Annotated in this window: 25 protein-coding genes; 15 read left to right on the top strand and 10 right to left on the bottom strand. The window is 69.9% G+C overall.

Features of this window, described 5'->3' with window-relative positions:
- The 4 genes from argH to ACEQX1_RS02280 form a co-directional block, all read left to right on the top strand.
- Positions 1 to 692, top strand: a 692-nt coding sequence (gene argH, locus ACEQX1_RS02265) for an argininosuccinate lyase (protein WP_370196466.1), incomplete at its 5' end; no start/stop codon positions are given.
- Between the two features lie 88 nt (positions 693 to 780).
- On the top strand, positions 781 to 1,083 hold the full coding sequence (locus tag ACEQX1_RS02270; RefSeq protein ID WP_230784950.1) for a hypothetical protein: 303 nt from the start codon (positions 781 to 783) through the stop codon (positions 1,081 to 1,083).
- Positions 1,084 to 1,122: 39 nt separating this feature from the next.
- Positions 1,123 to 2,397, top strand: a complete 1,275-nt coding sequence (lysA, locus tag ACEQX1_RS02275; protein ID WP_370194120.1) for a diaminopimelate decarboxylase — start codon at positions 1,123 to 1,125, stop codon at positions 2,395 to 2,397.
- Between the two features lie 94 nt (positions 2,398 to 2,491).
- A complete protein-coding gene (locus ACEQX1_RS02280) occupies positions 2,492 to 5,107 on the top strand; it encodes a TIGR02302 family protein (RefSeq protein WP_370196467.1) in 2,616 nt (871 codons plus the stop codon).
- A 104-nt stretch (positions 5,108 to 5,211) separates the two neighbouring features.
- On the opposite strand, the gene ACEQX1_RS02285 is transcribed toward ACEQX1_RS02280, so the two are convergent.
- The 3 genes from ACEQX1_RS02285 to ACEQX1_RS02295 all read right to left on the bottom strand — a co-directional run bounded on the left by ACEQX1_RS02285 (position 5,212) and on the right by ACEQX1_RS02295 (position 7,077).
- Entirely contained in the window at positions 5,212 to 5,640 is a 429-nt protein-coding gene (locus ACEQX1_RS02285; protein ID WP_277023877.1) for a response regulator, read from the bottom strand.
- A gap of 151 nt (positions 5,641 to 5,791) precedes the next feature.
- Positions 5,792 to 6,328, bottom strand: coding sequence for a hypoxanthine phosphoribosyltransferase (gene hpt, locus ACEQX1_RS02290; RefSeq protein WP_009210746.1), 537 nt, complete (start codon positions 6,326 to 6,328; stop codon positions 5,792 to 5,794).
- Entirely contained in the window at positions 6,325 to 7,077 is a 753-nt protein-coding gene (locus ACEQX1_RS02295; RefSeq protein WP_370196468.1) for a hypothetical protein, read from the bottom strand. The genes hpt and ACEQX1_RS02295 overlap by 4 nt, the downstream gene beginning before the upstream one ends.
- Positions 7,078 to 7,247: 170 nt before the next feature.
- Here ACEQX1_RS02295 and ftsE point away from each other — a divergent pair, with 170 nt between their 5' ends.
- From ftsE to ACEQX1_RS02315, 4 genes are all read left to right on the top strand, one after another.
- On the top strand, positions 7,248 to 7,907 hold the full coding sequence (ftsE, locus tag ACEQX1_RS02300; RefSeq protein WP_024349859.1) for a cell division ATP-binding protein FtsE: 660 nt from the start codon (positions 7,248 to 7,250) through the stop codon (positions 7,905 to 7,907).
- Positions 7,900 to 8,889 carry an ABC transporter permease gene (locus tag ACEQX1_RS02305; protein ID WP_187391407.1) on the top strand — a complete coding sequence of 330 codons (990 nt, stop codon included), beginning with the start codon at positions 7,900 to 7,902 and terminating at the stop codon, positions 8,887 to 8,889. Before ftsE ends, ACEQX1_RS02305 begins: the two co-directional genes overlap by 8 nt.
- Positions 8,890 to 8,977: 88 nt before the next feature.
- Entirely contained in the window at positions 8,978 to 9,712 is a 735-nt protein-coding gene (locus ACEQX1_RS02310) for a YdcF family protein (RefSeq protein ID WP_009210742.1), read from the top strand.
- Between the two features lie 121 nt (positions 9,713 to 9,833).
- Positions 9,834 to 10,595, top strand: a complete 762-nt coding sequence (locus ACEQX1_RS02315) for a lysophospholipid acyltransferase family protein (protein WP_370196469.1) — start codon at positions 9,834 to 9,836, stop codon at positions 10,593 to 10,595.
- A gap of 16 nt (positions 10,596 to 10,611) precedes the next feature.
- On the opposite strand, the gene ACEQX1_RS02320 is transcribed toward ACEQX1_RS02315, so the two are convergent.
- Positions 10,612 to 11,190 (bottom strand): gamma-glutamylcyclotransferase, encoded by a 579-nt coding sequence (locus tag ACEQX1_RS02320; protein ID WP_372521418.1) that lies wholly within the window; start codon positions 11,188 to 11,190, stop codon positions 10,612 to 10,614.
- Between ACEQX1_RS02320 and ACEQX1_RS02325 the strand changes: the two genes are divergently transcribed.
- Positions 11,189 to 12,208 (top strand): DUF2125 domain-containing protein, encoded by a 1,020-nt coding sequence (locus ACEQX1_RS02325; RefSeq protein ID WP_370196470.1) that lies wholly within the window; start codon positions 11,189 to 11,191, stop codon positions 12,206 to 12,208. The two genes, ACEQX1_RS02320 and ACEQX1_RS02325, sit on opposite strands and share 2 nt — an antisense overlap.
- On the opposite strand, the gene ACEQX1_RS02330 is transcribed toward ACEQX1_RS02325, so the two are convergent.
- The 3 genes from ACEQX1_RS02330 to pheA form a co-directional block, all read right to left on the bottom strand.
- On the bottom strand, positions 12,209 to 13,165 hold the full coding sequence (locus ACEQX1_RS02330; RefSeq protein WP_370192688.1) for a prephenate/arogenate dehydrogenase family protein: 957 nt from the start codon (positions 13,163 to 13,165) through the stop codon (positions 12,209 to 12,211). It abuts the gene before it with no gap.
- Positions 13,162 to 14,259 (bottom strand): histidinol-phosphate transaminase, encoded by a 1,098-nt coding sequence (gene hisC, locus ACEQX1_RS02335; protein ID WP_370192690.1) that lies wholly within the window; start codon positions 14,257 to 14,259, stop codon positions 13,162 to 13,164. Before hisC ends, ACEQX1_RS02330 begins: the two co-directional genes overlap by 4 nt.
- A gap of 164 nt (positions 14,260 to 14,423) precedes the next feature.
- Positions 14,424 to 15,221 (bottom strand): chorismate mutase, encoded by a 798-nt coding sequence (gene pheA / locus ACEQX1_RS02340; RefSeq protein ID WP_188075928.1) that lies wholly within the window; start codon positions 15,219 to 15,221, stop codon positions 14,424 to 14,426.
- 256 nt (positions 15,222 to 15,477) lie between these two features.
- On the opposite strand from pheA, the gene ACEQX1_RS02345 reads away from it, so the two are divergent.
- From ACEQX1_RS02345 to ACEQX1_RS02355, 3 genes are read left to right on the top strand one after another with little or no spacing between them, the layout of a single operon-like run.
- The gene (locus ACEQX1_RS02345) at positions 15,478 to 16,659 is read left to right on the top strand and encodes a homoserine O-acetyltransferase (protein ID WP_024349867.1); all 1,182 of its coding nucleotides are present in this window, start codon (positions 15,478 to 15,480) and stop codon (positions 16,657 to 16,659) included.
- A 2-nt stretch (positions 16,660 to 16,661) separates the two neighbouring features.
- Positions 16,662 to 17,315 (top strand): methionine biosynthesis protein MetW, encoded by a 654-nt coding sequence (gene metW, locus ACEQX1_RS02350; RefSeq protein WP_155898416.1) that lies wholly within the window; start codon positions 16,662 to 16,664, stop codon positions 17,313 to 17,315.
- Positions 17,316 to 17,362: 47 nt separating this feature from the next.
- A complete protein-coding gene (locus ACEQX1_RS02355; RefSeq protein WP_370192692.1) occupies positions 17,363 to 18,031 on the top strand; it encodes a YoaK family protein in 669 nt (222 codons plus the stop codon).
- Positions 18,032 to 18,097: 66 nt separating this feature from the next.
- Here the strand turns inward: ACEQX1_RS02355 and ACEQX1_RS02360 are convergent, their stop codons facing one another.
- The gene (locus tag ACEQX1_RS02360; protein WP_370196471.1) at positions 18,098 to 19,147 is read right to left on the bottom strand and encodes an alpha/beta hydrolase family protein; all 1,050 of its coding nucleotides are present in this window, start codon (positions 19,145 to 19,147) and stop codon (positions 18,098 to 18,100) included.
- Between the two features lie 134 nt (positions 19,148 to 19,281).
- Here ACEQX1_RS02360 and ACEQX1_RS02365 point away from each other — a divergent pair, with 134 nt between their 5' ends.
- Positions 19,282 to 20,322, top strand: coding sequence for a helix-turn-helix domain-containing protein (locus ACEQX1_RS02365; RefSeq protein ID WP_370192695.1), 1,041 nt, complete (start codon positions 19,282 to 19,284; stop codon positions 20,320 to 20,322).
- A gap of 18 nt (positions 20,323 to 20,340) precedes the next feature.
- Here ACEQX1_RS02365 and ACEQX1_RS02370 read toward each other — a convergent pair whose 3' ends face one another.
- Positions 20,341 to 20,955 carry a class I SAM-dependent methyltransferase gene (locus ACEQX1_RS02370; protein WP_338083200.1) on the bottom strand — a complete coding sequence of 205 codons (615 nt, stop codon included), beginning with the start codon at positions 20,953 to 20,955 and terminating at the stop codon, positions 20,341 to 20,343.
- Between the two features lie 329 nt (positions 20,956 to 21,284).
- Here ACEQX1_RS02370 and gloB point away from each other — a divergent pair, with 329 nt between their 5' ends.
- Positions 21,285 to 22,055 (top strand): hydroxyacylglutathione hydrolase, encoded by a 771-nt coding sequence (gene gloB, locus ACEQX1_RS02375; protein WP_370192697.1) that lies wholly within the window; start codon positions 21,285 to 21,287, stop codon positions 22,053 to 22,055.
- Positions 22,055 to 22,507, top strand: coding sequence for a cupin domain-containing protein (locus tag ACEQX1_RS02380; RefSeq protein WP_009210730.1), 453 nt, complete (start codon positions 22,055 to 22,057; stop codon positions 22,505 to 22,507). Before gloB ends, ACEQX1_RS02380 begins: the two co-directional genes overlap by 1 nt.
- Here the strand turns inward: ACEQX1_RS02380 and ACEQX1_RS02385 are convergent.
- Entirely contained in the window at positions 22,504 to 23,388 is an 885-nt protein-coding gene (locus ACEQX1_RS02385; RefSeq protein ID WP_370192699.1) for a DMT family transporter, read from the bottom strand. The genes ACEQX1_RS02380 and ACEQX1_RS02385 overlap by 4 nt on opposite strands.
- Between the last annotated feature and the right edge of the window lie 110 nt (positions 23,389 to 23,498).

Raw genomic sequence — 23,498 nt, forward strand, 5'->3', positions numbered from 1 at the left:
ATTTCATTCTGGAATTCCTGGCCGCCGGATCGATCCACGCGATCCATCTCAGCCGACTGGCGGAGGAGATCGTGATGTGGATGTCGGACCGCTTCGCCTTCATCAGCCTCAGCGACGCCTTCACCACCGGCTCTTCCATCATGCCGCAGAAGAAGAACCCGGACGCCGCCGAACTGGTGCGCGCCAAGCCGGGCCGCATCAACGGCGCGCTGATCTCGCTGCTGACCGTGATGAAGGGCCTGCCGCTCAGCTACTCCAAGGACATGCAGGAAGACAAGGAACAGGTCTTCGACGCCATCGATTCGCTGGCCCTGGCGCTGGCGGCGGCCACCGGCATGGTGCGCGACATGACCATCCAGACCGAGGCGATGCGCAAGGCGGCCGGCCACGGCTTCTCCACCGCGACGGACCTGGCCGACTGGCTGGTGCGCGAACTCGGCATGCCGTTCCGCGAGGCCCATCACGTCACCGGCCGGGCCGTTGCCCTCGCTGAGGCGCGCGGCGTCGGGCTGGAGGAACTGCCGCTGGACAGCCTGCAGGAGCTGGATGCGCGGATCGGCGAGGCGGTGTTCTCGGTGCTCGGCGTCGACGCCTCGGTCAACAGCCGCACCAGCTTCGGCGGCACCGCGCCGGCCAATGTGCGGGCGCAGGTCGCCTATTGGCGCGAGCGGATGGCAAGCGACGCGCGATGACGATCGCGGCGGTGGTGATTTTCCGCCGGGAAATCGCTATGACCGCTGACGGGGAAGCTGACGCCGGGACGCGGCGAGGGGTGACGACATGACCATTCGATCGAGCCGGACCTATCTGCCGCTGCTGCTCGTCGCCGCAACGGCGATGCTGGCGGGCTGCGGCATCAAGAACAATCCGGTGGCGCCGTCCTCCGGGCAGACCGGGGCATCGGCCGGCGCCGACGCGGTGGCTGCCAACAACGCCAGCAGCGGCTTCGGCACGGCGGGCTCGGCGGCGGGCGCCGTGCGCGTCTCGCGCATCCAGGACGACACCGCCATCGGACCGGCCGAGGTGAGCCGCAACAAGGGCGCCACGAGCAGCGGCTTCATCCTCGATCCGCTGCTGAACTGAGCCGTTTCCGCCCCTCTTCCGAGTGCCGTCTGACCTGCCATGAACCATTTCGAAATCCGCGACGGCGTCCTGCATGCCGAGGACGTCTCCGTCGAAACGATCGCCCATGACGTGGGCACGCCCTTCTACTGCTATTCGACCGCGACGCTGACGCGCCACTACACGGTGTTCGCCGAGGCCTTCGCCGATATCGACGCGCTGGTCTGCTACGCCATGAAGGCGAATTCCAACCAGGCGGTGCTGAAGACGCTGGCCGCGCTCGGCGCCGGCGCCGACGTCGTGTCGGGCGGCGAATTGCTGCGGGCGCTGCGGGCCGGCATCCCGGCCGAGAAGATCATGTTCTCGGGCGTCGGCAAGAGCGTGCCGGAGATCGACCTGGCGCTGGCCTCGGGCATCTTCTGCTTCAACATCGAATCGGAGCCGGAGCTCGAGATGATCTCGGCCCGGGCCGTGGCGGCCGGGCGCACGGCGCATGTCTCGTTTCGCATCAATCCCGACGTCGACGCGCGCACCCACGCCAAGATCTCCACCGGCAAGAAGTCCGACAAGTTCGGCATCGCCTATGAGCGAGCGGAGGCGGTCTACGATCGGGCCCGCGCCCTGCCGGGCATCGCGGTGTCGGGCATCGACATGCATATCGGCAGCCAGATCGTCGAGCTGGAGCCCTTCGACCAGGCCTTCGAGCGGCTGGCGGGCCTGGTGCGGCGGCTGCGCGACGCCGGCCACGACATCGCCCATGTCGATCTCGGCGGCGGCCTCGGCGTGCCCTACAGCCGCACCAACACCCCGCCGCCGGCCCCGCCCGCCTATGCCGAGATCGTCAAGCGCCATGTCCGCGACCTCGACTGCAAGGTGGTGTTCGAGCCGGGCCGGCTGATCGCCGCCAATGCCGGCATCCTGGTCACCCGGGTGGTCTATGTGAAGGAAGCCGAGGGCAAGACCTTCGTCATCGTCGATGCCGGCATGAACGACCTGATCCGCCCGACCCTGTACGACGCCTGGCACGACATCCATCCGGTGCTCGACGACCCGGACGCGCCGCGCCTCGTCGCCGACGTGGTCGGCCCGGTCTGCGAGAGCGGCGACTATTTCGCCCGCGCCCGCGACATTCCGGCGGTGAAGGCCGGCGACCTCGTCTACCTGTCGTCGGCCGGCGCCTATGGGGCGGTCCAGTCGGGCACCTACAATTCCCGGCCGCTGATCGCCGAGGTGCTGGTCAAGGGCGATGCCTTCCACGCCATCCGGCCGCGCCAGACCATCGACGAGATGATCGCGCTGGACCGTCTGCCCCCCTGGCTGGGCGGCGACGACTGAGGCCATTGGCCGCTTCACAGCTGCGTCACCCGCCTCGTCTTCGCCGTAAAAACTGTTACGCTCGCTGAAACTTGCGACGAACGAGGCTGGCCCCATGGCGCGACACGAGCGGCAGAGCGACTGGACCGCGTCCGGGCGTGTCGCGGCGACGCGGCGCATGGCCTGGGCGGCGCTTCTGATCGAGCGCGCCTGGCCGCTGGTGCTGGCGCTCGCCTGCCTCGTCGCGGTCTTCCTGATCCTCGCCTGGTTCGGCCTGTTCGCCGCGCTGCCCTTCCTCGCCCGCGTTGCGGTGATCGCGATTCTCGCAGGGCTCGGCCTTGCGGCACTGTGGCGCAATCGCGGCCTGCGGCTGCCGACAGCCACCGCGGTGGATGCGCGCATCGAGGGGGCGAGCCGGCTGGACCACCAGCCACTGCAGGCGCAGGACCAGCGCGCCGTCGGCGCCGACCCCTTTGCCGCCGCGCTGTGGCGCGCCCATCAGCGCCGCATGGCCGAGCGGCTGCGCGATCTCAGCGGCGGTGCGCCCGCCACCCGCACCGAGCGGATCGATCCCTATGGCCTGCGCGCGCTGGTGGCGCTGCTGCTGGTCACCGCCTTCGCCTTTTCCTTCGGACCGGGCGGCGGCCGCGTCGTCGATGCGCTGGCGCCGGATGCCGCCGACAGCGTCGCCTCGGCGCGGGTCGACGCCTGGGTGACGCCGCCGGCCTATACCGGCCGCGCGCCGATCTTCCTGACCGATGTCGGCGCCTCGGACGCGCCCATGACCGTGCCCGAGGGCAGCGAGCTGGAGGTGCGGATTTCCGACGGCTCGAACGCCGAACTGAGCTTCACCCCGGCCGGCGCCGAGCCGATCGCCATCGCACCGGTCACCGATGACGAGGGCGAGGTCGCGGACGCTGCCGCGACCGGCGATGCCGAGGCCGAGGCCGACGTCCCGGCCGGCCCGCGCGAATATGCCTATGCCCTCGACATGCCGGGCGAGGCGGCGCTGACCACCACCTTCTCCACCCTCGGCCGCTGGCGCTTCGACGTGACGCCGGACCTCGACCCCGAGATCGCCTTCGAGGGCGAGCCGGGCGTGGCGCGCAACGGCGCGCTGCAGCTCACCTACAAGGTCACCGACGATTACGGCGTGCGGCAGGCCAATGCCGCGATCGCCGTCACGGACGACATCGTGCCGGAGGATGCGCGGCCGCTGATCGCACCACCGGAGATCCGGCTGGCGCTGCCGCGCCGCACCAAGGGCACGGCCGAGGGCCGCACCAGTGCCGATCTGACCGAAAGCCCCTATGCCGGGGCCGAGGTGGCGATGACCCTCGTCGCGGTGGACGATGCCGGGCAGGAGGGCCGCTCGGAGGCGCTGAGCCTGACGCTGCCCGAGCGGCGCTTCTCCAACCCGCTGGCCCGCGCCGTGGTCGAGCAGCGGCGCATCCTGGCGCTGGACGCCGACAGCACGGCCCGCGTCGTCCAGATGCTCGACGCGGTGACCCTGCGCGGCGACGAATTCATCGAGAGCCCGGCGACCTATCTGGCGCTGAAGGCCGTGCGCACCCGCATCGCCACCGCCTATGACGACGCCGCGCTGGTCTCGGCGGTGGACTTCATGTGGGAGATCGCGCTGGGCATCGAGGACGGCAATCTGTCGCTCGCCGAACGGCGGCTGCGCGATGCCCGCGAGCAGCTCTCCGAAGCGCTGGAGAACGGCGCGTCGGATGCCGAGATCGACCAGCTGATGCAGGAACTGCGCGAGGCGATGCAGGAATACATGCAGGCGCTGGCCGAGGCGATGCGGAATCAGCCGCCGATGAACCAGGACCAGATGCAGGCCGGCGACATGCAGGAGCTGCGGCCGCAGGATCTGCAGCGGATGATGGACCGCATCGAGGATCTGGCGAAGTCCGGCTCCAAGGAGGCGGCCCAGCAGCTTCTCTCCGAACTGCAGCAGATGATGGACAATCTGCAGGCCATGCGCCCCGGCCAGCAGCCGCAGAATGGCGAACAGAACGCCATGCAGCAGCAGATGAACAAGATGGGCGAATTGCTGCAGCGCCAGCAGCAGCTGATGGACGAGACCTTCGATCTCGGCCGCCGCCAGATCGAGCGCGAGCAGCAGCAGGGTCAGCAGGGCCAACAGGGGCAGGAAGGCCAGCAGGGCGAACAGGGCGAGCCGATGACGGCCGAACAGCTGCGCGAGATGATGAAGCAGCTGCAGGAGCAGCAGGGCCAGCTTCAGGAAGAATTGCAGGCGCTGCAGGAGCAGATGCAGGGCATGGGCATGGAGCCGTCGGAAGGCTTCGGCGAGGCCGGCGAGGCGATGGGCAAGGCCGAGGGCGCGCTGGGCGAGGGCGAGGACGGCGAGGCGGTGGGCCAGCAGGGCCGCGCCATGGAGGCCATGCGCCGCGGCGCCCAGGACATGATGCAGCAGATGCAGGAGGCCATGCAGCAGGGGCAGGGCCAGCCGGGCATGCAGGGACAGGGCGGCCAGATGGGGCAGGGCTTCAACGGCGCCCAGCAGCGCTCCGGCCGCGACCCGCTGGGCCGCCAGCGCCAGACCCAAGGTCCCGATTTCGGGCAGGATGTCGGCGTGCCGGACGAGATCGACACCGAGCGGGCCCGCGAGATCCTCGACGCGATCCGCAACCGGCTCGGCGACGCGCTGTCGCCGCAGATGGAGCGGGACTATCTGGAGCGGCTGCTCGAGACGCCCTGAGGCGGACCGGCCGTCAGGCGACATCGCCGCTGCGACGCCTCGGCGCCGCGGCGGTGCTTTTCATCGAATGTCAGGGATAGAGCCCGGCTGTATTCGCGGTAGCGTCAGGCGCAGCGGCGGATATGCGGTGCGGTGGGGGCGTCGGCCGTGTCGCCCTTTTGTGCAGCGCGTTCGGCCAGGATGCGAGCGACCTCGCGGCGCAGTTCGGCGATCGAGAACGGCTTTTCCACCACGCCCTCGATGATCGCGGTCAGATCCTCGGCCGCTTCCATCTGCTCGGCATAGCCGGTCATCAGGAGCACCGGCAGATGCGGCCAGGAGGCGGCGATCTCGTGGGCGAGCTCGATGCCGGTGAGGCAGGGCATGCGGATGTCGGACAGGACGAAGTCGAAGGCGCCGTCCCGTTCGACCAGGACGTCCAGCGCCATTTCGCCGTCTTCGGCGACGGTCACCTCGTGACCTTCCAGCCCGAGCGCCCGCGAAACCAGGAGGCGAACGCCGGCGTCGTCTTCCGCGATCAGAATCCTCGCCAAGAGGGGCCTCCCATCGTCTGCCTACGCAACACCAAATTGCGCTTCTAAGGCACAATCCTTGCGCAAAGCTTGCGTGTCGAGGCTTTCGATCGTCGCAGCCGGATGGCGGCGGCCGCTCGGGCGGTCGTTCGGCAGGCGAGAACGGGCGTCGTCAGTCGACGACGCGGCCGACGAAAGGCAGTTCGCGAAAGGCGTGGCCGACATCCATGCCGTAGCCGACGACGAATTGGTCGGGGCAGGAAAAGCCGACATAATCGGCCTCGATATCCGCCTTGCGGCGCATCGGCTTGTCGAGCAGGACCGCGATCGGCACCTCGGCGGCACCGCGCGACAGCATCAGGTCGCGGGCGAATTTCACCGTGCGGCCCGATTCCAGAATGTCGTCGATGAGCAGCACCGTGCGGCCGGCGACCTCGCTCTCCACGTCGCGCAGGACGCGGATCTCGCCGGGTTCGGTGCCGGCGCCGTAGCTCGACAGGGAGATGAACTCGACCTCGGGCGCAAGCCCGGCATGGTGCAGGGCGCGGATCAGGTCGGCGGCGAAGACGAAGGAGCCCTTCAGCACCGAGATGACCAGAAGATCCTTGGCCGGCACGGCGGCGATCTCGCCGGCGACCCGGTCGACGGTCTTCGCGATTTCCTCGACGCTGTAGAGCGGCTCGATCTGTTTGCCGCGGACGGTAATCACCGGTCAGCCGCTCCTGTGTCTTCGAATTCGACCCTGATGTCGCCCGCTGTATCATCCGCGACCGCCAGTGCCGAGAGGAATCGCACCGATTGTCCGGCCGGCAGGGCGGAAATCTGCGCGTTCAGCGGCTTGCTGCGGGTGATGCCGCCGGCATCGGTCAGCGCGATGCGGAGCGTGGGGACGGTCAGCGGGCCGGCGGTGTCGTTGGCGATGACGCCGGCGACCGACAGGACGGCGCCGCTGCCGCGCGGCACGACACTGGCATCGACATTGCGCAGGACGAGGCCCGAGGCGCTGGTGACCGCAAAGGGCGCGGCGACCGGCGACGCGGGCATCGACAGGAGGAGGACCGGCGCGGCGAGAAGACCGATCAGGAAGCCGCCGACGACAAGGACGGCGCGGCCGGGACTGAGCCGCCGGGCGCGCGCGGCAAGGGAGGAGCGGGCCGGAGCGTCCTGTGCGGGCCGGGAGGCGTGGCGCGACAAGAGGAACGCCTGACGCAGCAGGTCGCGCTCTTCGGCGGCGGCGTCGGGAAAGCTGCCATGGCCATGGCAGCTCGCCCGGCGTCCGAAGGGCCGCGCGCCGGGTGCGGGCATCGCTTCGCTTGCCGTCGGCTCGTGGGCGATCTGGCGCAGCGTCGAGGCATGGCGCGGCAGCGCCTGGCGGCCGACGATCTCGGCCTCGCCGTCGATGGTGATGACGCGGCGGGGAGCCCGGCGCGTGTCAGCGTTGGTGCGAAAGTCGGTCATCGCATCCTCTGTGCTTCGGCGTTCAGCAATCGGTAAGGATTTATGCTTAACAAACCGTGAATCCGGCTGCGGGGTGGCCGTCACGGCGCGCGCCGGTTAGGACGGCCAACATTCACCACAAGTCCGGTGCATCTGGATGATCGAGGGCGACAAGACAGGGGCTTTGCGCAGTGATTCGGTTCGAGAATGTCGGGCTTCGATACGACATGGGGCCGGAGGTGCTGCGCGATCTGTCCTTCGAGGTGAAGCGCCAGTCCTTCCAGTTCCTGACCGGCCCGTCGGGCGCCGGCAAGACCAGCTTGCTGCGCATGCTGTTCCTGGCGCTGAAGCCGACCCGCGGCCTGATCACGGTTCTCGGCCGCGACGCCTCGACCCTGTCGCGCACCGACCTGCCGTCGATCCGCCGGCGCATCGGCGTCGTCTTCCAGGATTTCCGCCTGCTGGAGCATCTGTCGACCTACGAGAACGTCGCGCTGCCGCTGCGGGTGCGCGGCCGCGAGGAGGCTTCCTACCGGCAGGACGTGATCGACCTGATCAAATGGGTCGGGCTCGGCGAACGGCTGCATGCCTCGCCGGTGGTGCTGTCGGGCGGCGAGAAGCAGCGCGCGGCCATTGCCCGGGCGCTGATCGACCAGCCGGATATCCTCCTGGCCGACGAGCCGACCGGCAATGTCGATCCGCCGCTGGCCCGCCGTCTGCTGCGCCTGTTCATGGAGCTCAACCGCACCGGCACCGCGGTGGTCATCGCCACCCACGATCTCGACCTGATGGAGCAGGTGGCCGCGCGCCGCCTGGTCCTCTCGGACGGACGCCTCGACATCTATGATTGATCTCGCCGACCACTGGATCGACCTGCGCGAATATGTGCTGCGGCTCGTCGGCCGGACCGGCGAGGACAGGCCGGCGCCGATCGTGCCGCGCGCCAATGTCGCAGGCCGGGCGCTGATGACGGTCATCGCCATCATGACCTTCCTGGCGAGCCTGACCGTCGGCGCGGTGACGCTGGTCTCCGACACGGCCTCCCAGTGGCAGAACGACATCTCCCGCGAGATCACCGTGCAGGTGCTGCCCGACGACGGCGTCGACATGGCCGCGGCGCTGGCCGACGTGCGGCGCATCGCGCTGACGACGCCCGGGGTCACCGGCGCGACCATTCTCGACGACGCCGCCACCGGCCGGCTGCTGGAGCCCTGGCTGGGCGACGGGCTCAATCTCGACGATCTGCCGGTCCCGCGGCTGGTGATCATCTCCATCGACCAGGATTCGCCGCCCGATTTCGTCGCCCTCGTGGCGCGCCTGCAGAGCGAGGTGCCGGCCTCCGAGCTCGACGATCACCGCGCCTGGGTGTCGCGGCTGGTGACCATGGCGCGGGCGACGGTGCTGGTCGGCGTCGGCGTCCTGACGCTGGTGCTGGTGGCCACGACCCTGACCGTGGTCTTCGCCACCCGCGGGGCGATGTCCGGCAACCGCCACATCATCGAGGTGCTGCATTTCGTCGGCGCCCGCTCCTCCTTCATCGCGCGGGAGTTCGAGCGGCATTTCCTGCGGCTCGGCCTCGTCGGCGCGGTGATCGGCGGGGCCACGGCGCTCGTCCTCTTCGCGATGATGGGGTTCTGGACGGCCAGCAACACCGCGACCCCCGAGGCCGACCAGATCAGCGCCCTGTTCGGGTCCTTCTCCATCGGCTGGATCGGCTATGTCGGCGTCGTCGCCCTGGTTGCAACCGTGGGAGGGCTGACGGCGTTTACATCTCGCCTTACTGTGGTCCGTCATCTCGCCGAGATCGACATGATCTCGCCGGTCGAGCGGTAAGGTCCGGTTAACCCTGGACTGGAAAGACTGCGTCTCAGGACGAGGACACGGACAAAGCGATGTCGCATTCCGAGAGGAACATGATCCGATGATCCTAGCGTCATCGGCCCACCCCCATTCTTCCGGCCCCGGCCGCGACGCGCCCGGCGACAAACCGGTGCGCCGGTCGCATCGCTGGATGCCGAGGGGCGTACGGCGGCTGTGCCTTGCGGCGGTCCTCGTCGGCGTGCTTCTGGGCGGCTATCTGGCCGGCGGCTTCGTGCGCTTTGCCGAGGAGGTGAGCCTCCTGGCCAAGCCGGCGCCGATCGGCGCGGCGGACGGCATCGTCGTTTTGACCGGCGGAGCGCTGCGCATCGACCAGGCGATCGACCTGTTGAAGGAGGGGCGCGGCCGGCGGCTCCTGATCAGCGGCGTCAATCCGGGCACCAGCGCCGCGACGCTGGCCCGCATGACCGACACCGACCGCGATCTCTTCGCCTGCTGCGTCGATCTCGACTACGCCGCGCTGAACACGGTGGGCAATGCCGAGATCGCCCGCAACTGGGCGCGCGAGCAGGGCTTTCGCGACCTCATCCTGGTGACCAGCGACTATCACATGCCGCGCTCGCTGCGCGAGTTCGACCGCATCGGCGAGCTGCGCTCCGTGACCCCCTATGCCGTGCGCCGCGACGACCTGTGGTCGGCCGAGCTGATGCCCAACACCGCCGGGCTGCGCGTGCTTTTGACCGAATATGCCAAGCTGATCGCCGCCCGGGTGCGGCTGGTCTTCGGCGTCGCCCAGACCGACAGCGTCGCCACCGAACTCGCCGGTCTCGATCCCTGAGGCCGGCCGCCGACCAGCCCCTCGATTCTCGCCGCCCGACGTCGTATGGCGTCGGCACGTCGCCGGCCTGCCATCCTGTCCGTCCCTGCCGCGCCGACCCATGCCGGAGGCGCTTCCAGCCATGATCTTCGTCCGCTCGCTCGCCTTCAACGTGCTGTTCTACTTCAATCTGATCGTCCAGATGATCGTGCTCGGCCCGCTGATGTTCTTCGGCTCGGAGGCGACGGGCTGGTGGGTCGTCAAGAACTGGGCGCGCTCCAGCGTCTGGCTGCTCGAGCATGTCGGTGGCGTGCGCTCGAAGATCACCGGTATCGAGCATGTGCCGGCGGGCCCGTCGATCATCGCCGCCAAGCACCAGTCCTTCTGGGACGTCTTCGCCATCATCCCCGATCTCGACCGGCCGACCTTCATCCTGAAGAAGGAGCTGATGCGCATTCCGCTGTTCGGCTGGCTGGCCGGCCATATGGGCATGATCCCGGTCGACCGGGCCAAGCGCGGCGGCGCCGTCGCCTCGATGATCGAGGGCGCCCGCAAGGCCGTCGCCGAGGGCCGGCAGATCGTCATCTTCCCGGAAGGCACGCGCACCGCGCCCGGCGCGATCGCCGATTATCGCCAGGGCGTCTTCCGGCTGTACGAGGATGTCGGCGTGCCGGTCGTGCCGGTGGCGCTGAATTCCGGCCTCTACTGGCCGCGCCACGCCTTCCTGCGCCGTCCCGGCACGATCCGGGCCGACTATCTGCCGGTCATCGAACCGGGCCTGAACCGCTCCGATTTCCTGTCGCATCTGCGCGATTCCATCGAGACGCGCTCCGCTGACCTGATGGCCGAGGCCTATGCCAGCGACGGCCATCTGCCGGCGTCGCAGGGCCCGCGCGACGTCTGAGGCGCGCGTGGCGGGACTAGCGATGGAGGTGTGCGACCACCTGTTCGAGCCAGGAATCCCGCAGCCCCATCTCGTGGATGTGGTCGAGGGCGCTGGTGACATAGTCGACATTGGCGCCGGACTGGCCGTGCGAGCGCTGCACCACCGTGGCGGCATGCTCCACCGTGACCCGGCCGGCATACTGGCTGTGGCCGCGATCGACCACATAGGTCAGGGCCCGCACGCTGCGGCCGTCGGCGAGGCGGACCGGCAGGGTCATCTCGCGATAGACATGGGTGACGAGCTCGCGCTCGCGCAGATAGGCGATGGTGGGGTCCCGCTCGGCGGCCGGCACGCGGAACGCCATGCCGACGCAGGAGCCGCCCCGGTCGAGGCCGAAGACCAGCCCCGGCTTTTCCGGCGTGCCGCGATGGACGTGGGAGCGCACGCACAGGGCCCGGTGATAGCCGCCGAGCCGCGCCTGCAGGCGTTCGGTGAAGTCGAAGCCCGGCCGCCAGATCAGCGAGCCGTAGCCAAATACCCACAAATCGTCCATTGCCCTCGAAATGCCCCGCCCGTCCGCGATATCGGTCGGGCCCTCAAAGGATAACGCCATGGCGACGTCAAGCGGCGGCCCCGGGAAAGCCGGTCGCGCCTATCTCTGGATCATCGCGATCGTCGTGCTTCTGGCGGCGGGCCTGTCGGGCGCCTGGTACTATCTGGCGAACCAGCTCGACACGCGTGTCGCCCGGGTGATCGAGGATGCGCGGTCGCGCGGCACCGCGATCGACTGCGCCAACCAGGCGGTCTTCGGCTATCCGTTCCGGCTCGGCCTGCGCTGCGACGCGGTGACGCTGGACGCGCCGCGCGACGGCGTGCGCGCCACGTCCGGCGCGCTGCGCACCGCCGCCCAGATCTACCAGCCCAACCGCGTCGTCGCCGAACTCGACGCGCCGCTGATCGTCGACACGGCGGACGCGCCGCCGCTGGAGCTGCGCTGGCAATTGGCGCAGGCGAGCGCGTCCTTCTGGACCGAGGGGCTCGACCGGGCGGCGCTGACGATCGAGGCGCCGGTGGTGGCGCTGACCCAGCCGGCCGCCGACCGCCTGCCGCTGGCCGAGGCCGCGCAGGTCGAGGCGCATCTGCGGCGCCGCGCCGGCGATCTCGACGTCGCCCTGTCGAGCCGCGACACCCGCAGCCTGGCGCCGCAACTCTCAGAGGTGCCGCCGGCGACGGCCGGTCTCGACCTGACCATCCGCGGCGCGGCGGACTGGCTCGGCGGGCGGGCCGCCGGGGCGACGCTGGGCGAGCTGATGGCCGGCCGCGAGGGCGCGCTGCGGATGCTGTCGATCGATTTCGGCGACGCGGAAATGGCGCTGTCGGGCGAGTTCTCGGTGGGCGTCGACGGCCTCCTGAGCGGCGATTTCGAGCTCGCCGTGCAGGACCCCGCGCGCATCGCGGCGCTGGTCGCGGCGGCCGCGCCGGACCTTGCGTCGCCGGCCCAGACCATCGCCACGGCGCTGTCCTTTGCCGGTCGCACCGAGAACGGCCGCAGCGTCATCGGCCTCAATGTGCGCAACGGCAATGTCGCCGCCGGCGTCGTTCCGCTCGGCCGGATCCCGCCGCTGCGGTGATCAGTCCTTCGGCGTCGGGGTGGGCGCTGCCGCCGGGGCCGGGGAATGGTCGCGGCCGAAATCGGGCTTGGCGGTGTCCTGCCCGGCCTCGATGACGCCGCGGCGGATCGCCCGGGTGCGGGTGAACAGGTCGAACAGCGTCTCGCCGTCGCCCCAGCGGATCGCCCGCTGCAGGGAGGCGAGATCCTCGGAAAACCGTGCCAGCATCTCCAGCACCGCGTCGCGATTGGTCAGGAAGACGTCGCGCCACATGGTCGGGTCGGAGGCGGCGATACGGGTGAAGTCGCGAAAGCCCGAGGCCGAGAACTTCACCACTTCCGACTGGGTCACCGTCTCCAGATCGGCAGCGGTGCCGACGATGTTGTAGGCGATGAGATGCGGCACGTGGCTGACGATCGCCAGCACGAGGTCGTGGTGCTCCGGCGTCATGATCTCGACGTCCGAGCCGCAGGCCTCCCAGAAGGCGCGCAGCCTGGCGACGGCGTCCGCGTCGGTGCCCTCGACCGGGGTGAGGATGCACCAGCGATTGTCGAACAGTTCGAGGAAGCCGGCATCCGGTCCCGACTGCTCGGTGCCGGCGATGGGATGGGCCGGGACGAAATGCACATGGCCTGGCAGATGCGGCTGCATCTGCTGGACGATGGCGCCCTTCACCGAGCCGACATCGCTGACGATGGCGCCGGGCTTCAGCGCGCCGGCGATCTCCTTGGTGACCGCGCCGCAGGAGCCGACGGGCACGCACAGGATGACGAGATCGGCATCGCGGACCGCGTCCGAGGCGTCGAGATGGTAGCTGTCGCCCAGCCCCAGTTCCTCGGCCCGCGTGAGCGTCGCGGCGCGGCGGGTGGTGATGGCGACATGGCCGGCCAGCTTGCGGGCGCGGATATTGTGCGCCAGCGACGAGCCGATCAGGCCGATCCCGATCAGCGCGACGCGCTGAAACAGCGGCTCGCTCATGGCTGCCCCCGGCCGAGAAAATCGGCGAGGGCGGCGACGGCGCCGCGATTGGCCTCTTCGGTGCCGATGGTCATGCGCAGCGCATTGGGAAAGCCGTAGCCGGCGACCCGGCGCAGGATGAAGCCCTTCGACGTCAGGAAGGCGTCGGCGTCAGCGGCGGTGCGGCCCGGCTCGTCGGGGAAATGGACGAGGACGAAATTGCCGACGCTCGGCGTCACGGTGAGGCCGAGACCTTCCAGCGCGCCGGTCGTCCATTCCAGCCAGCGGGCATTGTGGTCGACGGCGCTCTCGACGAAGGCGCGCTCGCGGATCGCGGCGGCGCCCGCGGCGATGGCGGCGGCGTTGAGGTTGAACGGGCCACGCACCCGGTCCAGCGCATCGACGATCGCCTCCGGCCCGTACATCCAGCCGATCCTGAGGCCGGCAAGGCCGTAGATCTTGGAGAAGGTGCGGGTCATCACGACGTTTTCGGAGGACGAGACCAGCTCGATGCCGGCGCCGTAATCATTGCGCCGGACATATTCGGCATAGGCGGCGTCGAGGACGAGGATGACGTTGCCGGGCAGGCCGGCATGCAGCCGCCGCACCTCGTCGAAGGGCAGATAGGTGCCGGTCGGATTGTTCGGATTGGCGAGGAAGACCAGCTTCGTCTTCTCGGTGACGGCGGCGAGGATCGCGTCGACATCGGCGGTGGCGTTGGTCTCCTTGACCGCGACCGGCGTCGCGCCGCGCGCCAGGATCTGGATGCGGTAGACCAGGAAGCCGTGCTCGGTGTGGATCGCCTCGTCGCCGGGCGCCAGATAGCACTGGCACAGAAGCCCCAGCAGCTCGTCCGAACCGTTGCCGCACAGGATATGACGGCCGTCGAGACCGTGCACCTCGGCGATGGCGTCCTTGAGGGCGGAGGACTGGCCGTCGGGATAGACCTCGAGCTGCGTCAGCGCGGCCACGGCCGCCTCGCGCGCCGCCGGCGGCGGTCCGAGCGGCGTCTCGTTCGACGACAGCTTGTGCAGCGTCACGCCGGCCGGCGCCTTGCTCTTGCCGGGGACATAGGCCTCGATGTCGAGGACGCCCTTGGTCGGAACGGGTCTCATCGTCCGCACTCTTTCGCTGCGGCGTCGGCCCCTGGCGCCGGATCAGCTCCGGCGGGCCCGACGCGTCAATTCAACGACCCGGAGGACGCCCCGTCAGGAGGCGCCGCGATCCGGGGATCGGTCCGGCCGTCCCGGGCGGCCCGGGCGCGTGGGCGCGATGGTCGTCAGGATGGCAGCCGGAAAGGAGCCGCATAGCCCCCGACCGGCCGGATGTCGAGACCGTCGCCCATTGCCGCCTTCACCGCGTCCTCGCCGCCGGTCGTGGCGACCAGCGCGCTGAAGCGGTCGGCGCCGTAGGGCGCCTCGGCGATCACCGTGACCCCGTCGCCGGGCGTCGCCATGCCGGTCAGGCCGTCGACGCAGTAACAGGCGATTTCCGGCTGCACCGGATCGGCCAGCGGCGGCGCGACGACGAGGCAGGGCGTGCCGGCGGGACGGCCCGGCGCGTCGAAGAAGGGCAGCCGTGCGACGATCTGCGCCGAGCGGAAGCCCTGCCACCAGGGCCGGCCGGCCGCACCGATCGGCACGATGCCGAGGCGGTCGCCGCCGTCCTCGATCGCCGCGATCACGTCCTGGCTGGAGCCGTCGATGGTCATCGGCACGGAGAAGCCGAAATAGAAGCGCGCCGTCTCGACCGCCGCGACGAGATCGCCCTCGTCGGCGACATGCACGGCGAACGGCGCCTGCAGGGCGGTAAAGGTGGAGATGATCTCGCGCCACAGATGCTCGATGGCGGTCAGCGGCAAATGGCCCTGGTGGCGGCCGGCCAGCCGGCGCATCATCTCGGCCTCGCGGCCGGGGCGGAAGGCGGCGCCGTTGCGGGCCGTGCCCTTCACCTCGATCAGCTCGTCGATGACGGTGGCACGCTGCATCAGAAGCCGGTGCACGGACTCGTCGATGGCGTCGATCTTGGCTCTCAGTTCGGCAAGCCGCGACGGGTCGGCCTTGGCGGGTCCGTTCATCTATCTGGCACTCCCCTCCGGCGCCCCTCGCGCGCCATTCTCTACAGTCTGTCGGGCTTGTATCGGGCCGCCGCGCACTTGGCAAAGTCATCCCGCGACGGGCCGGCGACGGGCCAACGGGCATGGCCGCCGCGTCGCCGCGATTGCCGCGACGCCTCCCAGTGCGTATCTGTGGCAGCGAACGACGCGCCGGCACCACGAGACGTGCCGGACAGCCCGCCCTTTCGCGCCAGCGATCAAGCAGCCGGTAAGACCCATGAGCGCCGAACCTTCCCGCGAACAGCTCGACTATTCCCTCGGCAGCCGCGAGGCCAACGAACCCTCGAGCCCGGTCGCCCGTTTCGGCCCCGACGAGCCGCTGCATCTGGACGCCGGCCGCGATCTGTCGCCCTTCCAGATCGCCTACAACACCTACGGCACGCTGAACGCCGACAAGTCGAACGCCATCCTCGTCTGCCACGCCCTGACCGGCGACCATTATCCGGCCAGCCGCTCGCCGGTGACCGGCAAGCCCGGCTGGTGGTCCTCGATCATCGGCGAGGGCAAGCCGATCGACACGTCGAAATACTTCGTCATCTGCTCCAACGTGATCGGCGGCTGCATGGGCTCGACCGGCCCGGCCTCGATCGACCCGGCGACGGGCAAGCCCTACGGCCTCGGCCTGCCGGTGATCACCATCCGCGACATGGTGCGGGCGCAGGCGATGCTGGTGACGCGGCTGGGCATCGACACGCTGTTCGCCGTGATCGGCGGCTCGATGGGCGGGATGCAGGTGCTGCAATGGACGGTGAGCTATCCCGAGCGGGTCTTCGCCGCGCTGCCGATCGCCACCGGCGCGCGCCATTCCTCGCAGAACATCGCCTTCCACGAGGTCGGCCGGCAGGCGGTGATGGCCGATCCGGACTGGCAGGGCGGGCGCTATTTCGAGTTCGGCAAGCGGCCCCACAAGGGGCTCGCCGTGGCGCGCATGACCGCCCATGTCACCTATCTGTCGGAGATGGCCCTGCAGCGGAAATTCGGCCGCAACCTGCAGGACCGCGACCAGCTCGGCTTCGGCTTCGACGCCGACTTCCAGATCGAGAGCTATCTGCGCCACCAGGGCATGACCTTCGTCGACCGCTTCGACGCCAATTCCTATCTCTACATGACCCGCGCCATGGATTATTTCGACATCGCCGGGGACTATGAGGGCCGGCTGGCCAACGCCTTCCGCGGGTCGAAGACAAGGTTCTGCATGGTCTCCTTCTCGTCCGACTGGCTGTTTCCGACCGAGGAGAACCGCGCCGTGGTGCATGCCCTGAACGCCGCCGCCGCCTCGGTCTCCTTCGTCGAGATCGACACCGATCGAGGCCACGACGCGTTCCTTCTGGACGAGCCGGAATTCTTCGCGGCCATCGACGGCTTCGTGTCGTCGGCCGCAACGGCGCGGGGGCTTTGACCATGGCGCTTGCCGACGCACCCCTGCCGACCAGCGAGAGCGTGTCGAAGGACGCGGCGACGCGCGTCGATCTGGAGATCATCGCCGACCTCGTCACGCCGGGCAGCCGCGTGCTCGACATCGGCTGCGGCGACGGCGCGCTGCTGGCGCTTCTGGAGCAGCGCCGGCAGGTCGACGGCCGCGGCATGGAGCTGAGCCAGCCCGGCGTCAACGAATGCGTCGCGCGCGGCCTGTCGGTGATCCAGGGCGACGCCGACCGCGATCTCGTCCACTATCCGGACGACGCCTTCGACTATGTCATCCTGTCCCAGACCATCCAGGCGACGCGCAATCCCAAGCTCGTCCTGTCGGAGCTCCTGCGCATCGGCAACCGGGCGATCGTCTCCTTCCCGAATTTCGGTCACTGGTCGATCCGCTACTGGGTGGCTTTGCGCGGCCGCATGCCGGTGACCCGCAATCTGCACCAGGCCTGGTACGACACCTCCAACATCCATTTCTGCACCATCCGCGACTTCGTTGCCCTGGCCGAGGAGGTCGGCGCGACGGTAGAGACGGCCATGGCGCTGAACTCCACCGGCCAGCGCATCGGCATGAAGCTGCCCTGGGCGTTCTGGAACCTGTTCGGCCAGCAGGCGGTGTTCGTCCTGAAGCGCTAGGGTGAGGATGGGGGCCGGTCGATGGTGAGGCGGGGACAGGCAGGCGCATGACCCGTTACGATTCGCGCCGCTGGTTCCTGGCCGCCTGCCTTGCGGCGCTCGCCGGCTATGTCGACGCGATCGGCTTTCTGAAGCTCGGCGGCCTGTTCGTCTCCTTCATGAGCGGCAATTCGACCCGGCTGGCGGTGGGGCTCGCCGAGCTCTCCGGCATTGCCGGGCTGGCGCTGGCGATCGTCGCGGCCTTTGTCGGCGGCGTGGTCGCAGGTTCGCTGACGGCGCATATGGCGGGCACGGCCCGCAAGGCCGCCGTGTTGATCCAGGTGGCGGTGCTCCTGGCGGTGGCGGCCGGCCTCGACGCAACCGTCGGGCGGCCTTACGCCTCGCTGACGCTGGCGGCGGCGATGGGCACGGTGAACTGCGTCTTCCAGCGCAATGGCGAGGTCAGCATCGGCGTCAGCTACATGACCGGCACGCTGGTCAAGCTGGGCCAGCACATCGCCAATGCCTGCCTTGGCGGCAAACGCTTCGGCTGGGTGCCGTATCTCCTGCTGTGGACCGGCCTCCTGGCCGGCGCCACGCTGGGCGCCCTGGCGCATGGCGCCTTCGAGGCGGTCAGCCTCGTTCCGGCCGTCGCCGTCGCTGCCTTCCTCGCCTGGCTTGCCCATCGCATGGGTCCGGCGGAGCCGCTGCGCGACATGATCCGGCCGGCCGGCTGAGCGGCATCGCCGCGACGGCCGGAACCGGGGCGTCGCCCCCGTTCCGGTGTCTTCGTGAAGCTGGGCTCAGTTCGTTGTGGCCGGTTGTGCCTCGGCGTCGAGGCTGAGGAAGGCCGCGATGAGGGCGGCAATCTCGGCATGGGCGCGGGCCCGGTCGGTGCCGGCGGGTTCGTCGCAGATCGGGTCCTCGCCCTCGGCGATCAGCAGGGCCGGCGCCTCCGGCTTGCATTCGGCGAGGAAGGTGAAGTGGTTGCCCGGCGCGACCGCCGCATGGCTGGCGTCAGGCAGGCGGGCGACGAGGTCGCTGCCCGCGGCGCTGACGTCGATGGCCGGCCAGCGGGTCTCGTCGCCGAGATTGACCAGCAGCACCGGCAGGGTCATCGCGGCGATGCTGTCGGGCGTGATCGCGTAGCTCATGCCCGGATCGATGGCGACCGCCGCGGCGATCCGCGCGTCGCGCATGTCGCGCTCCCAGTCCTCGGGCAGGGCGGCGAGATCCACCCCGCCCTTGGCGAAGAACAAGCAATCGGCCGCGCGGTCGCCGAGCCGGGCGCAATAGTCGCGATAGGCCCGGCGATCGAGCCGCGCGCCGGCCAGGTTCAGCGCCGTCGCGCCGCCGAGGGAAAAGCCCAGCGAAGCGATCCGCGCCGCGTCGACATGCGGTGCGAAGGCCGGATCGGCGAGGATGGCGTCGAGCGCGGCCGTCAGATCGGCGGCGCGTTCGCTCAGAAGGATCGACCGGCGCGGCGAGGAATCCCCGGTGGTGCTGCCGGGATGGTTGACCGCCAGCACCATGGCGCCGCGGGCGGCAAGCTGCGCCGACAGCCAGGACAGATTGTCCATGTTGCCGCCCGACCCGTGCGACAGGAGGACGAGGGGGAAACGACCGTCTGCAATGGCAGCGCCGACATAGGCTTCGGTGCCCTCGAATACCGCGTTCTCGCCGACGATGCCGCGATAGGTCGGGGTGCCGAGCGGGTACCAGAGCGAGGCGGCGAGCGGCGCCGGGCGATGCGGCGCCGCAACGGTCAGCCGGTCGTAGCCGGCCAGCGGTTCGGCGGTAGCGGAAGCGGTAAGGCCAGCAAGGAGGGCGGCGGCGACAAGCGAACGGGGCATGGGGTGATCCTTTCGGGTTGGACTGACCCGTTCTGGATGGACGGCGCGCCCCCCGATCGGCGTCCGAAAACCGGTTTCAGGTCGAGCCGAACCGGTTTTTGGTCTAGGTCGCGGTGAACCGAGGTCGTTTCGCCATGCTCGTTCTGCCGATCCCGCTGGTCGTCTCCCTGATCCTGGGCTTCCTGCTGCTGCACGCCGCCCTGAAGAAGGACCGGCCGTGGCTGTTCCTGCTGCTTTTGGCCGCCTGCGCACTGCAGGGCGTGGTGATCTCGCTGGCGCAATATTACGGGCTGACGGGTCTGCGTCTCGTCCAGCCGGTGACCGCGACGATCATCCCGCCGCTGGCCTTCGCCACCTTCCAGGCGACGGCGGTGCGGCGCTTCGATCCGGGGCGCGCGCTGCCGCATCTGGCCGGGCCGGTCTTCACCGCCTTCTGCGTCGCCTTTGCGCCCGTCCTGCTCGACCTGGTCGTGCCGGGGCTCTTCCTAGCCTATGGCGCCGCGATCCTCGTGGCGGTGCGGGCCGGCGCCGACAGCCTGCCGCTGACCCGGCTGGAGACGGCCGACCGGCCGGGCCGCGTGTGGAGCGTCATCGCGCTGGCGCTGATCCTGTCCGCCGTCAGCGACGGGCTGATCGGCGTGCTGCAATTCTCGGGCGCCGGATGGACGCAGCCGCTGATCATCAGCCTGTTCTCCTCGCTCTCGCTCGGCCTCGTCGGCGCCCTGTGCCTGTCGCAGAGCCTTGCAGGTGGCGATGCGGCGGCAGCGGCGGAGGAGAAGCCGGTGACGGGGCCGACATCGGAGGATGTCCGGCAGGATGCGGAGATCATGGCGCGGCTCGACGCGCTGGTCGCCGAGGGGGCGCTCTATCTCGACGCCGATCTGACCCTCGAGCGGCTGTCGCGGCGGCTGCTGGTGCCGGCCAAGCGGCTGTCGACGGCGATCAACCGGACCACCGGCGAGAACGTCTCGCGCTACGTCAACGGCTTCCGCATCCGCCATGCCTGCGCGCGCCTGACGGCCGGCGAGAGCGTGACCGCGGCCATGCTGGACAGCGGCTTCAACACCAAGTCGAACTTCAACCGCGAGTTCCTACGGGTGACCGGGATGGCGCCGGGGGCGTGGCAGGCGGCCCACTTTGCGGACGCACCACGGCGCGTGTCGACGCCGGCCTGAGAGCGGGCGGCGTGGCGGCTAGCGGAACAGCCGGGCACCCGCGCCGGCGCCGGCCGGCACCAGCACCGGCTTGATTGCCCGGCGGCGTTCTCTCGCCATCGAGGTCACCGGCACGCCGCGATAGAGCTGCTTGGTCGCCTCGATGATCACCGCGCCGGCGAAGACCGGCCACAGGTCGCGGCCGACCCGCTCCAGCGGCGTGGCGAAGCCCAGCATGGACCTGCGTTGGAAGGGCGGGAAGAGCAGCGCCTGTGACCAGGCGGTGGGCGTGAACATGGTGGCGCGCAGGAGGCGGGTCAGCTGGCCGCGCGACCAAGGCCGGCCCGAGCCGAAGGGCGTATGCTCGAAGCGCGCCCAGATGCCGCGGCGGTGGGGGGCGACGATGACGATGCGCCCGCCCGGCGCCAGCACCCGCCAGGCCTCGGCCAGCATTGCCTCCGGGCTCTCGGCGAATTCCAGCGCATGGACGATGAGGACCCGGTCGACCGAAGCGTCGCCCAGCGGCAGATCCTCGATGCCAATCAGCGCGGTCAGCGAGGCGGCGCCGGCCGGCCAGACCTGCGCCCCCTGGGCCCCCGGCATGAAGGCCAGCGCCCGCTCGGCATCGGCGGCGAAGCGGTCGATATAGGGCACCGCATAACCGAGGCCGACCAGCCGCTCCTGCGAGATCGGCCGCCACAAGGGCGTCAGCGCCAGCGAGACGGCCCGCGCGGCCGCCGCGCCCAGGGGCGAGGCGTAGAAGTCGCGCAGGTCGACGATGTCGGCATTGGTCGTCAGTGTGTGCTCTCCGGTTCGGCGTCCGTCCCGCCAGCGATCCCGCGATCCTTACATAGAACGATTGCAAGCTGGCTCGAAACTCCCGTCGCGCGATCGGCACGCGGGCGACCGCCGGACGGCGGCTGACATCGCGCCATGCTGCCCTAACTCGCAGGGCAGCATCAATCAGAGGGGGACGAGTGCTTATGGCTTCGATCGAGATCCGCCAGTTCGGCTGCCGGAGCGACAATTTCGGCGTGCTGGTGCACGACGGGGACACCGGCACCACGATCGCCATCGACGCGCCGGAGGAACAGCCGATCCTCGATGCGCTGGAGGCGGCCGGCTGGACGCTGACCCATATCCTGACGACCCACCATCACGGCGACCATGTCGAGGCGAATCAGGCGCTGAAGGCGCGCTTCCAGGTCGAGATCATCGGCCCGGCCAAGGAGCGCGACCGCATTCCCGGCATCGACCGCACGGCCTCGGGCGGCGACACGCTCGATGTCGGCGGCATCCGGGTCGAGGCGATCGACACGCCGGGCCACACGCTGGGCGAGGTCTCCTACTACATGCCCGACGCCAAGGCGCTGTTCGCCGCCGATGCGCTGTTCTCGCTCGGCTGCGGCCGCCTGTTCGAGGGCGATGCCGCGATGATGTGGGACTCGCTGCAGCGGCTGCGCGCCCTGCCGGACGACACGATGCTCTATTGCGGCCACGAATACACCGCCACCAACGCCCGCTGCGCCATCGACATCGATCCGCAGAACTTGGCGCTGCAGGAGCGGGTGAAGGAGGTCGAGCATCTGCGGGTCGAGGGCAAGCCGACCCTGCCGGTGTCGCTGGGACGCGAGAAGAAGACCAATCCGTTCCTGCGGGCCGACGATCCGGAGCTGAAGGCGGCCATGGGCATGGAAGACGCACAACCGGCGGAGGTCTTCGCGGCCATCCGCAAGAAGCGGGATGGTTACTGATGAGCCTGAAAGCGCTGCACCTCGTCCGCACGCTCGACCTGAAGCCGCATCCCGAGGGCGGCTGGTATCGCGAGACCTTCCGCGACGAGGCCAAAGGGGAGGGCGGCCGGGCCGCCTCCACGGCGATCTACTATTTGCTGGAAGCCGGCGAGACCTCGGAATGGCACCGGGTGACTGATGCTGCCGAGGTCTGGCACTGGTATGGCGGCGCGCCGCTGGTGATCACCATCTCGCAGAACGGCCACGACGCCTCGGCGCACCGGCTGGGCCCCGATGTCGAGGCCGGCGAGCGGCCGCAATTCGTCGTGCCGGCGGGCTGCTGGCAGACCGCGACGAGCCTCGGCGAATACACCCTCGTCGGCTGCACCGTGGCGCCGGGCTTCGACTTTGCGTCCTTCGAGATGGCGCCGGAGAACTGGCGGCCGACGCCGCGCAAGCCCTCCGGGAACTAGCGCACCACCGCTTCGCCGCGCCGTAGCAGCCGCCGGAACAGCGGCAGCGCGGCGAGGCAGGCCCCCAGCGTGATCAGGATCGCCGAGACGACGATGGTGCCCGACAGCGCCGCCTCGCCCGCCGCGATCAGCACCAGCGTCGACAGGAGCGGCGCGGCATAGCTCGCCGCGCCGATCACCTGGATGTCGCCGTGCTTGACCCCGTAGTCCCAGACATAGAAGGCGCCGCCGACCGGCAGCAGGCCGAGCAGCAGCACCGCGATCCACTCGCCGACCGTTTGCGGCCACACCGTGGTCTCGAAGGCGAGATGGGCGAGGAGCGACAGCACCGCAGTCACCGCGCAGAAGCCGGTGACCACGTCGCTGGGCACGTCGCCGAAGCGCCGCGACAGCAGCGAGTAGCTCGACCATGTGAGGGCGCAGAGGCCGGCAAGGCCGTAGCCCAGTGCATAGTCGGGGGAGAAGGCCAGCGCCCCGCCGCCGGTGACGATCAGCGCGGCGCCGGCAAGGCCGCAGAGGGCGCCGACGATGTGGAACCAGCGCAGGCGTTCGCCGGGCAGGGCGGCCGATCCAAGCACGATCAGCAGCGGCCAGAGATAGGCGATCAGCCCGGCCTGCGCCGCCGGCGCGTTGCGCAGGGCGGCGAAATACAGCGCGTGGTAGCCGAACAGGCCGCCGACCCCGAGGAGCCAGACGGCCGGCCGCTGGCGGAAGACGGCGAGGCTGCCGCCGCGCAGCCTCAGGGCGACGACGCCGATGACGGCGGCGATGGGGAAGGTCATAGCCGCGAGCTGGAATGGCGGGACGGCGCCGCTGCGCGCTGTCAGAAGCGCCAGGACGGCCCACATCAGGACCGCCGCAAAACCCAGTATCGTGCCCATGTCCCGCTCCCGCTTGCCGCGGCGATCTATGCTCGCCCCGTGCGTGGCGGGTCAATGGCGCGGACGCGAATCTGGCCGGCCGAATGGCGCGGCGCGGTCGCGCCCGGCCG

Origin of the sequence: Aurantimonas sp., from assembly GCF_964217435.1 — a bacterium.
Lineage (GTDB): Bacteria > Pseudomonadota > Alphaproteobacteria > Rhizobiales > Rhizobiaceae > Aurantimonas > Aurantimonas coralicida.

Excerpts from the sequence above, each read along its gene's own strand:
- ACEQX1_RS02365 (WP_370192695.1), top strand. The coding sequence starts at position 19,282 with ATGCTCGTTCTGCCGATCCCGCTGGTCGTCTCCCTGATCCTGGGCTTC.
- ACEQX1_RS02280 (WP_370196467.1), top strand. The coding sequence starts at position 2,492 with ATGGCGCGACACGAGCGGCAGAGCGACTGGACCGCGTCCGGGCGTGTC.
- ACEQX1_RS02385 (WP_370192699.1), bottom strand. The coding sequence starts at position 23,388 with ATGGGCACGATACTGGGTTTTGCGGCGGTCCTGATGTGGGCCGTCCTG.
- ACEQX1_RS02325 (WP_370196470.1), top strand. The coding sequence starts at position 11,189 with ATGGCGACGTCAAGCGGCGGCCCCGGGAAAGCCGGTCGCGCCTATCTC.
- lysA (WP_370194120.1), top strand. The coding sequence starts at position 1,123 with ATGAACCATTTCGAAATCCGCGACGGCGTCCTGCATGCCGAGGACGTC.
- ACEQX1_RS02305 (WP_187391407.1), top strand. The coding sequence starts at position 7,900 with ATGATTGATCTCGCCGACCACTGGATCGACCTGCGCGAATATGTGCTG.
- ACEQX1_RS02345 (WP_024349867.1), top strand. The coding sequence starts at position 15,478 with ATGAGCGCCGAACCTTCCCGCGAACAGCTCGACTATTCCCTCGGCAGC.
- gloB (WP_370192697.1), top strand. The coding sequence starts at position 21,285 with ATGGCTTCGATCGAGATCCGCCAGTTCGGCTGCCGGAGCGACAATTTC.
- ACEQX1_RS02315 (WP_370196469.1), top strand. The coding sequence starts at position 9,834 with ATGATCTTCGTCCGCTCGCTCGCCTTCAACGTGCTGTTCTACTTCAAT.
- hisC (WP_370192690.1), bottom strand. The coding sequence starts at position 14,259 with ATGAGACCCGTTCCGACCAAGGGCGTCCTCGACATCGAGGCCTATGTC.
- ACEQX1_RS02360 (WP_370196471.1), bottom strand. The coding sequence starts at position 19,147 with ATGCCCCGTTCGCTTGTCGCCGCCGCCCTCCTTGCTGGCCTTACCGCT.
- metW (WP_155898416.1), top strand. The coding sequence starts at position 16,662 with ATGGCGCTTGCCGACGCACCCCTGCCGACCAGCGAGAGCGTGTCGAAG.
- ACEQX1_RS02295 (WP_370196468.1), bottom strand. The coding sequence starts at position 7,077 with ATGACCGACTTTCGCACCAACGCTGACACGCGCCGGGCTCCCCGCCGC.
- ACEQX1_RS02330 (WP_370192688.1), bottom strand. The coding sequence starts at position 13,165 with ATGAGCGAGCCGCTGTTTCAGCGCGTCGCGCTGATCGGGATCGGCCTG.
- pheA (WP_188075928.1), bottom strand. The coding sequence starts at position 15,221 with ATGAACGGACCCGCCAAGGCCGACCCGTCGCGGCTTGCCGAACTGAGA.
- ACEQX1_RS02310 (WP_009210742.1), top strand. The coding sequence starts at position 8,978 with ATGATCCTAGCGTCATCGGCCCACCCCCATTCTTCCGGCCCCGGCCGC.
- ACEQX1_RS02270 (WP_230784950.1), top strand. The coding sequence starts at position 781 with ATGACCATTCGATCGAGCCGGACCTATCTGCCGCTGCTGCTCGTCGCC.
- ACEQX1_RS02380 (WP_009210730.1), top strand. The coding sequence starts at position 22,055 with ATGAGCCTGAAAGCGCTGCACCTCGTCCGCACGCTCGACCTGAAGCCG.
- ACEQX1_RS02320 (WP_372521418.1), bottom strand. The coding sequence starts at position 11,190 with ATGGCGTTATCCTTTGAGGGCCCGACCGATATCGCGGACGGGCGGGGC.
- ACEQX1_RS02355 (WP_370192692.1), top strand. The coding sequence starts at position 17,363 with ATGACCCGTTACGATTCGCGCCGCTGGTTCCTGGCCGCCTGCCTTGCG.